The organism is Crocinitomix algicola (genome assembly GCF_001661595.2).
GTDB lineage: Bacteria > Bacteroidota > Bacteroidia > Flavobacteriales_D > Crocinitomicaceae > Crocinitomix > Crocinitomix algicola.
This window is the reverse complement of the sequence record NZ_LYPF02000037.1, coordinates 1-8,003: the sequence shown is the minus strand read 5'-3', so window position 1 is coordinate 8,003 and position 8,003 is coordinate 1. Positions and strand designations below refer to the sequence as shown.

The window sequence follows — 8,003 nt, the reverse complement described above, 5'->3', positions numbered from 1 at the left end:
ATTTCAAAATGAGGGACCAAAAATTGCTTGACGAAGTATTTTAATTCTTGGATTTCTTCTTTCGTATCGTAAACCGCCCCAAATTCAATTGCACTCAAATTTGAGCTTGTCAGTAAATTCATAGAAGTAACAATTCCATTCTTTTCGTTGAAGTATAATTTTGCGTGTAGGTTCTTTACAAGTTTTGGCTTAATTCCCAATGCTTCAATCTGTTCCCAACTTTTATTATTATCGACATCATATCTCGTAATGAACTCAATCTTTACTCCTCTTTGAATTGCTTTTTCTATCTCTTGCTTGATTCCTCCCCAATTTCTAAAATTCACATATGGCGAAACCAGAACGATATATTTATCCGATTGATTTATCAGATTTAAAATCTCAGAACTTATTTGATATGGGGGTATTATTTTCATTTATCGTTTTTCTTTTTTTTCTGCTTGCCGCACAACGGTTTGGGTATGGCGCGTGTCCCGCAGGGCATGCACTATACCTGTTGTTGGCGTGTCGTTTTTATTATTTTATTTGATATTTCTACACATCTTTTTTTATCACCAAGAAGCCCCATTGTTTCCGTTTCAATGTGATAAAGCTCAATCGATATTTCTTCATTAGTACTTCCATTCATTACCATATTCAGAATTCTTGGAACGTAACTTTGATATTCATCTCTTGGAGCACAATCATTGATACCTATTGGATCCCAATCGTTCCATAAAATCTCATCAATTTCAATTCTGTTTTTTTCCCTTTTCTTCAATTCTTGTAAGTCATAGGGTTCCTTATCAATTTCGAATTCAGTTTCGTAAATTCCCCAATCCATGAATTCATAGTATTTTGTCATAGCGTCAAAATGTGAGTCAGCATAGAAAGAATGGATGATTTTTGAGTTTGATTCCAATATACCTCTAGATTCTTCTCCAAGTTCTCCAGAGAAACATAATGAAGTCAAATCGTCATCACTTTTCCATATATCATGTTTAATCTTAGTCATTTTTTTATGCACGCCAACAGCCAAATAAAAGTCATGGCTTTTATTTCTTTATATTTAATTAATTAATCGTTTGGGTTGGGTTTTGTGTAAATATAGCACATTAATTTTAATGTTGCTTTTAGGGGTATTTACTTGAGTAAATTTACAGATTATTGAGGTTGTTTTACAACCCGGCTATGCGTAGTGCGGGGTTTGAAAAGCGGAGTTTTCAAATTTGCACGTAACCAAAGCGTTGTATTTTCTTTTTATCTTATTCATATTAAAAGCCAAATCAACGAATTGGCGGTGTTGATAAATAACAGTGAACTTTCTTGAACCACTGAACGCCTTATTTGCTATACAGTGTTAGCTACCGTTTTATTATTTTTTCTTTCATAATTCTTTCGTCAAAGTCTGTCAAATAAGTTATTACGATTTCTTTATCGTTGGAATTAATCTTTAATTTTTCAAAGTCAATAGGTCCTTCTCCTTCTAATTCCCATTTTCCATAATCCTTCTCAAATATCAGTAGTTGACGTTCCTTAATTTGGTAAGAACAACAAGGTGCCATAAACCCTTGAAATGGGGTAGAAAGAATAATGCCATTCTCTTCAAATTCCTTGTCGTCAGGAATCAATGGAAATAGGACTAATGATAAAACAAATGCCCAAAATATTCCACGGAAAATTAGTCCAATTATAAGTAAGCCTGCAATTGTCGCATAAATCGAGAAATAGAAGTTTATCTTATTAAACGGTTTCAAATAGAAAAAGAAGAGTATCAGACCGCTAATAACTGTCAGAATCTTAACTCCAAACTCCATGTTTCCTTCGAGACCGTATACTGTCAACGATTTGATAAGTGCATTCAAAATCGCTACAGTCAAAGTAGTCAAATGAATTCTTATCAATATTTTCTGCAGTCTCTTTTTCATATGGTAGCTAACGGTTAGTGTAAAATGCGTTTTAACGCATTTTTACACAGTGCTGTAGAGCGTTTATTTATTTTTTAATTCGATTTTTCGTCCATCCAAATCCTGAATTAAAGCGGTCAAACCCCATTCAGTTTCTTTAGGTTCTGATAATATTTCCCAATTAGAATTTTCTAAATCAACAATTTTATTTCTTAAATCTTCGATATCAAACCCTAGTCTTATTGAATTATCAGCTTTTTCCATTGATTTAGTTAAAGGGTAGATTTCAAATACAAATCCATTTTGTTCAGATGCGTAATGGAATGGTCCATTCCCATGTTGGTGATAATCAAATGTAAACCCTAAGACTTCATATTGATATTTTAATAATTCAGGTTCAGAAGTCCTTATTACAAGAAGGTTGATTGTCATTATTCTTTAATTAATTTTCTTTTGTTGTTATCCCAATACCATTTATAATATTCGATTGGAGTCTCAATATATCCTTCTTCATTTTCTATTTTATCAAATCTAGATTTATCAAAATCTCTATTAATATTAACAACTTCAAAATGATTTTTATCTAATATGGAGAAATCGACTAGGTGTAAATAATCATCAATTATTGATTCCTCAATTAGTACCTTTCCTCCGCCAGCCCAGTGTCTGTCTTGCCCGTTTTTCTTAATCCCTGAAATCCAGTATTCTTCTCCTGTTTCGATATCAAAATGATTCGCTCCAATTCCAGGAGTCTTTAACTTCTTAAGAGCCATATCATTGAAATATACCGTTTGACCACTTTTAGAAAATTCTGCTAAACCAATCCAAGCAGGACCATTATCCGAAAAACCTGATTTGAGTTCTATGTATTTGATTTCTGGTTTCATTGTCTTTAATGCTCACAACGGTTTGTGTATGAAACGTAGCGTACAAAAAGACACTACCTTTCGGGTTAACACAAAGCCGAATTTTTATATTTTGTTTTTAATTTTTCTATTCTAAAAGCCAAATTTAAAATTTTGGCGGTCTTAGTAAATAAGCACAAACCTTTCGGTAAAGCACCTATTAGCTATGTTTTATACACCGTGTTGTAGCCAGTTTTTTTCTTTCAGTTCAGGTTAATATTTATTTTAATTCAGATTTATTTATTCCGTTTAAATATTTTGTCCCGCCAACTTTGGAATTTCATCCAACTTTCCGTTGAAATATTGTTCAATTCCATAAAATTTCCAGTTGAACAGTCCAAAGATTCCCATTTAAACTCTTGCATAATTCTCTGAATTACTTTTGTTGGTTCTCCGCCTCCACGAATATGAAGCATTATTGAGTCTACGTCTTCTGTATTACCAATGTTGAATTCAATCGAGAACCCATCTCCTTCCATAACTCCCCAATTCGTGTCTGTAAAATCCAAATTTGGTATAATCTTGGTAAGTTTTGAGATTAATTCAGTCTTTTTGCCCAAAGTGGGTGGTTGATAGTCTTTATTATTACTATCAAATTTTTCTTTAAGTAAAACTACATCCCAACTCACAATATTTGTTTTTTTAATTGGCTACAACGGTCAAATAAAAGTCATGGCTTTTATTCCTTTTATATTTATTTGTATTAATGTTCTAATTAATTAATCGTTTGGGTTGGGTTTTTCGTAAATATAGCACATTAATTTTAATTCTAATTAATGTTGCTTTTAGGGGTATTTACGTGAGTAAATTTGCAGGTTATTGCGGTTGTTTAAACCTGTCAAATAAAAGTCATGGTTTTTATTCCTTTATATTTATTTGTATTAATGTTCTAATTAATTGACCGTTTTGGGTTAGGTTTCTTGTAAATATAACACATTAATTTTAATGTTGCTTTTAAAGGTGTTTTCCTGAGCAAATTTTATGTTATCAAGGTTGTTTAATGTTCTCAGTTAAATTTACGTTGCTGTCTGGTCTCAGATGAAACCGCTATGAAATTCAAGTTTTGTTATGAGCTTTTATCATTTAATTATCGAATAAAATTTAATCCATTCTTGAATAGTTCAAATGCAAAGCGCAACTCAAAAAATGTACCGTTTGAATTTAGCTTTGTTTCAGTTATGGGATTTTGCGTCGAATAAATGACTTCTTCATTATTAATGAATCCGTGATTATAGGCGAGTGACAATAGCATGCTTCGCTTTTGTTTTGTCACATATTTAAATCCCAATTCGAGGTGGAGCAACGGGAAAGCACCGCTCATTGTTGTTCTCTTAAAACTGATTGAATTGTTCCAGACGAGTGTGGTTAAATTTCGATTTGTTTGGATTTGTGTATTCACTCCTAAATTCATTTTCACTAAAAGTCGTTTCGAAATACCATGTGTAAAACTATAATACAGGGGTAGTTTCAGCGAAGTATTCTGAAAATAAGTGCTAAAACCATCCATTGAAAATGAAAATCGAAGGGAGGAGACTTCAATTCCGTATATGATTGAAGACACCTCACTTTTTCGCAAAGCACGGTCAAAATTGATAAAGAAACCTCCACCAAAAGAGGCCTTGTTTACCGCTCCCGAATTCGGAAGAATTAGACTTGCAGTTGCCGGTTTAGTGATGGACATACCAGTCGTTATGATTGACTTTTGGGAAAAGCTTACCATTGAAAGATGTATCAATATGACCAATAGAAGGATTCTCATTTATATTTTTTCCGATTAAAATACCAACTTACTTCCATTTCCAATTTTGTCCCTTGATAAATGAAAGAAGAATAGGCGGCAGGATCAAAACGCTCTAACTTAAAGGTTCTAATCGGAGAAAAGCCTTTGCTAAAAATCATTCTATATTCGATAGTTCTTGGTTTATTTAGTTTAAACCCAACGCCAGCTTTTAATATTGTATAAAATCCCTGCTTGTCTTCGACAGTTACTTTTGTGGCAGGTGAATAAATAGACGCCACACTACTATCTGTTTTATAACTCCATAAATTAAACGTCTCCTCTATACCAACAACAATAAAAGCGACACATTTTTTACGTTTAAAATTTAATTGAAACTCTAGTGGTAATTCATACAAACTAATAGAGTTCGTATGCGTGTAACCATGATAAAAATATCGAATGTTTTGAATTGAAAGTAAGTCCAACCCTGTATTAATATTTATGTGACCGCCAATATAGAATTTGGTTCTAATTCCAAATGAAAATCCAAGCGGCTGTTTTATACCCCTTACTTTAGCACCTAACCCATCTCCAAATGTCAACTGCTCAATATACGTTCTATTCAGTGAACTAGAAAGCCCAAATTTCACACGTTGATCTGATTGACTGAAACCTGAAAGCGTCAAAAAAAAGAAAATTATACTAAGTGTTTTCAACTTTTCATAAATAAAATTACACGTTACGAATAAATTACGTATCGAGAGAAGTTAAATTAATACCACCCAAAATTGATACGGGAAATACCGATTAAAAACCTCGGAAACCCTTATGAATTATGAACATGGTTAGCTACAATAGTTTCATATTCTGTTTTTGCTTTAATAAAATTCAATTGTTTTTTATAAGCTGCAAATATAACCCAGCCTATCACTAAACGCGCGATAATATAAATATATGGTGTCAGAACATTAAAAATCCTTGGAATAGCACCTCGTCTTGAAGCTAAAATATCATTATCTATCATATAAAGATAAGGTGACGGAAGCCCTAAAAAAAGTAGCTCAAGAAGATATATCACTATATACAGTATTCCAACTGTTAATATAAACTTTAACACCAGCTTTTTATTTAATGAAATCAGAAGGATAGAAAATCCAATTATCAACGTAATCACACCAAAAAATAAATTATTATCTGCTCCTATAAACGAACTAAAAAAAGTAATTAATCCAATTATCAATAATATATAGGAAGCATTACGAAACATTATGAAAGACAGCAAATAATCCTCAAATTTAAGAATCACTTTTAGTCGGTTTTTTCTTTTCTCCTTTTCTTCTTTTGGCAAGTCATCAAACTTTTCCCCTGATAGATTAAATATGCTTTTGGAAACATCTTTACGTAATCGGCTGTCCTTAATTGACTCCAGTGTCAAATTAGGGAAAACACCATTAGATAACTCTTGTCTACCTCTTTCTATCAATTTTCTTTTTTCTTCTAATGACATAATCAATCTATTTTAAATCAGTATATTATGGTGACTTGAGCTATTGTAGCTAACAGCCAAATAAAAGTCATGGCTTTTATTCCTTTATATTTAATTAACTAATCGTTTGGGTTGGGTTTTGTGTAAATATAGCACATTAATTTTAATGTTGCTTAAAGGGATTTACGCGAGTAAATTTACAGGTTATTGCGGTTGTTTACGTTTGCCTAAAAATAGCAAATTTATTTTGCGGCGTGAAGTGTGCAGGCAAGAAACCCCGGACGTTGGCTGTCCGCCCGTGATGGCACCCCAGGACTTTGGACAAGCTAATGGGAGGGAAAAGGACTGGCCAAAGGGTGGACATGATTTTTAGGTATTATGTTAGCAGTAGTTTTCTACTCCTACAAAAGTTCCCAGCCTCCCTTATACTTGTCTCCGGTAATTTGTTCTAGTTCGGCGCACATAGCAGACCATTCTTCAACCGTTCCGTACGCGCCCAGAAGAGAAACAACGTTCTTCCTTTCTATATATTCAAAGTCTTCTACACCTTGCTCTACTCCGTAGTCCGATTGTGCAACTTTCACAAATAATGTAGAAAAATACTGAGGTGCTAAATCCCATTTTGGTTCGAAGTATTCATTGAGCTTACTTCCTCCTTTAAAGGCTGGTTTTCCCCAGAATTCAGTTTCTTCTCCTACGATTGATTTCTGAGAAAAATTTTGTTTAATAATTTCAGTTTTGTCCGCTTGAACATCTTCTTGTGGCCAAAATTTTAGAATAAAGTCCGACATGTTTGGGTTTTATTTAATTACTTCTAACGATCTAATAAAAACCATCGCTTTTATTCCTTTATATTTAAATTAATTAATCGTTTGGGTTGGGTTTTGTGTAAATATAGCACATTAATTTTAATGTTGCTTAAGGGTATTTACGTGAGTATATCTACAGGTTATTGCGGTTGTTTAACGGTTAGTATAAAGGGCGTTTTAATGCATTTTTACATAGTGTTAGCAATATTTTATATTAAATAAATTTCAACTTTTGATATTGGTTCAATATATAGATAAAGTTCTCCTTCAAATTCTCCACCGCCAGACAAGAGTCCAATGACTAATCCCTTTGAATCAATTACAGGTGCGCCACTAAAACCACTAGGAGTAAATTTAACTTCAGATTTTAGGAGTATTTTTCCGTCTTCATAAGAGTCCATAGTAGCAAAATATCTTCTTTGGTGGCATTCTGCATCAGAGTATTCACAGCCTATAATTTCAAACTTTTCTTCCTTTTTTGGTTTTGAAAATCTTGGAGTAAGTGCTATAATTTCATTATCTTTTTCTAGTTGACACTCTAATAGAATAATATCAATGTCATTTTGCTTCTCGGTAATCAATTTAGAGACTGAGATAGTATCATTTGCGATTTTACCATTTCTGGGATACGCGTTCCAATATTCCAAGCTAGAGTTAAACCTACTAGTTTTAATTTCTGGGCTAATTCCCATGGCTTCACCTAATAAATGCTTGGCGGTGCATAAATAAGTATCTACATCAGATTTAATTAAGAAAGAGCTGGCTCCGTAACCAAAAGAATTATCTAACTTATACTCATTTGTTAATAGAATTTGTACTGAATCAATGTAGTTCTCGAGTTTCCAAGGCTCAGTTTTGACTTCTTGACTTTCTAGATTTTTATTATTCTTTTGTTCTTCAGAATTACAACTAACTATTAGCAAAACGGCTAGGAGTGTCAAAATTGATTTATTCATATTCATTTTAATTACCGCCAACGGTCAAATAAAAGTAATGGCTTTTATTCCTTTATATTTATTTGTATTAATGTTCTAATTAATTAATCGTTTGGGTTGGGTTTTGTGTAAATATAGCACATTAATTTAAATGTTGCTTAAGGGTATTTACTTGAGTAAATTTACAGGTTATTGCGGTTGTTTTAACGGTCTTGCATACACGGTGTGGCCAGCTTTTGCTGGGCATGATCACTATATGCTA

At 32.8% G+C, this 8,003-nt stretch carries 11 protein-coding genes; all 11 read right to left on the bottom strand.

What is annotated here, in order from left to right; translation table 11 throughout:
• Positions 1 to 416 (bottom strand): phospholipase D-like domain-containing protein (locus tag A8143_RS16465; protein ID WP_175437563.1); only part of this gene is annotated, 416 nt, incomplete at its 3' end.
• A gap of 71 nt (positions 417 to 487) precedes the next feature.
• Positions 488 to 994, bottom strand: coding sequence for a hypothetical protein (locus tag A8143_RS17100; RefSeq protein ID WP_175437562.1), 507 nt, complete (start codon positions 992 to 994; stop codon positions 488 to 490).
• Positions 995 to 1,343: 349 nt separating this feature from the next.
• On the bottom strand, positions 1,344 to 1,907 hold the full coding sequence (locus tag A8143_RS16455; RefSeq protein WP_070138640.1) for a hypothetical protein: 564 nt from the start codon (positions 1,905 to 1,907) through the stop codon (positions 1,344 to 1,346).
• 63 nt (positions 1,908 to 1,970) lie between these two features.
• On the bottom strand, positions 1,971 to 2,318 hold the full coding sequence (locus A8143_RS16450; RefSeq protein ID WP_070138639.1) for a VOC family protein: 348 nt from the start codon (positions 2,316 to 2,318) through the stop codon (positions 1,971 to 1,973).
• Positions 2,318 to 2,773, bottom strand: a complete 456-nt coding sequence (locus A8143_RS16445; protein ID WP_070138638.1) for a hypothetical protein — start codon at positions 2,771 to 2,773, stop codon at positions 2,318 to 2,320. Before A8143_RS16445 ends, A8143_RS16450 begins: the two co-directional genes overlap by 1 nt.
• A 254-nt stretch (positions 2,774 to 3,027) precedes the next feature.
• Positions 3,028 to 3,420, bottom strand: coding sequence for a hypothetical protein (locus A8143_RS16440; RefSeq protein WP_070138637.1), 393 nt, complete (start codon positions 3,418 to 3,420; stop codon positions 3,028 to 3,030).
• A 458-nt stretch (positions 3,421 to 3,878) separates the two neighbouring features.
• The gene (locus A8143_RS16435) at positions 3,879 to 4,550 is read right to left on the bottom strand and encodes a hypothetical protein (protein ID WP_139134415.1); all 672 of its coding nucleotides are present in this window, start codon (positions 4,548 to 4,550) and stop codon (positions 3,879 to 3,881) included.
• Positions 4,547 to 5,197: a hypothetical protein gene (locus A8143_RS16430; RefSeq protein WP_070138635.1), complete on the bottom strand. Its 651-nt coding sequence runs from the start codon at positions 5,195 to 5,197 to the stop codon at positions 4,547 to 4,549. The genes A8143_RS16435 and A8143_RS16430 overlap by 4 nt, the downstream gene beginning before the upstream one ends.
• A gap of 140 nt (positions 5,198 to 5,337) precedes the next feature.
• Positions 5,338 to 6,018, bottom strand: coding sequence for a hypothetical protein (locus tag A8143_RS16425; protein WP_070138634.1), 681 nt, complete (start codon positions 6,016 to 6,018; stop codon positions 5,338 to 5,340).
• A 380-nt stretch (positions 6,019 to 6,398) separates the two neighbouring features.
• Entirely contained in the window at positions 6,399 to 6,788 is a 390-nt protein-coding gene (locus tag A8143_RS16415; protein WP_070138632.1) for a hypothetical protein, read from the bottom strand.
• Positions 6,789 to 7,015: 227 nt separating this feature from the next.
• Positions 7,016 to 7,762 (bottom strand): trypsin-like peptidase domain-containing protein, encoded by a 747-nt coding sequence (locus A8143_RS16410; protein WP_070138631.1) that lies wholly within the window; start codon positions 7,760 to 7,762, stop codon positions 7,016 to 7,018.
• Positions 7,763 to 8,003 lie beyond the last annotated feature (241 nt).

What these genes read in the sequence shown, in the direction of transcription:
- A8143_RS17100 (WP_175437562.1), bottom strand. Translation starts at nt 994, where the DNA reads ATGACTAAGATTAAACATGATATATGGAAAAGTGATGACGATTTGACT.
- A8143_RS16455 (WP_070138640.1), bottom strand. Translation starts at nt 1,907, where the DNA reads ATGAAAAAGAGACTGCAGAAAATATTGATAAGAATTCATTTGACTACT.
- A8143_RS16450 (WP_070138639.1), bottom strand. Translation starts at nt 2,318, where the DNA reads ATGACAATCAACCTTCTTGTAATAAGGACTTCTGAACCTGAATTATTA.
- A8143_RS16445 (WP_070138638.1), bottom strand. Translation starts at nt 2,773, where the DNA reads ATGAAACCAGAAATCAAATACATAGAACTCAAATCAGGTTTTTCGGAT.
- A8143_RS16435 (WP_139134415.1), bottom strand. Translation starts at nt 4,550, where the DNA reads ATGAGAATCCTTCTATTGGTCATATTGATACATCTTTCAATGGTAAGC.
- A8143_RS16425 (WP_070138634.1), bottom strand. Translation starts at nt 6,018, where the DNA reads ATGTCATTAGAAGAAAAAAGAAAATTGATAGAAAGAGGTAGACAAGAG.
- A8143_RS16415 (WP_070138632.1), bottom strand. Translation starts at nt 6,788, where the DNA reads ATGTCGGACTTTATTCTAAAATTTTGGCCACAAGAAGATGTTCAAGCG.
- A8143_RS16410 (WP_070138631.1), bottom strand. Translation starts at nt 7,762, where the DNA reads ATGAATAAATCAATTTTGACACTCCTAGCCGTTTTGCTAATAGTTAGT.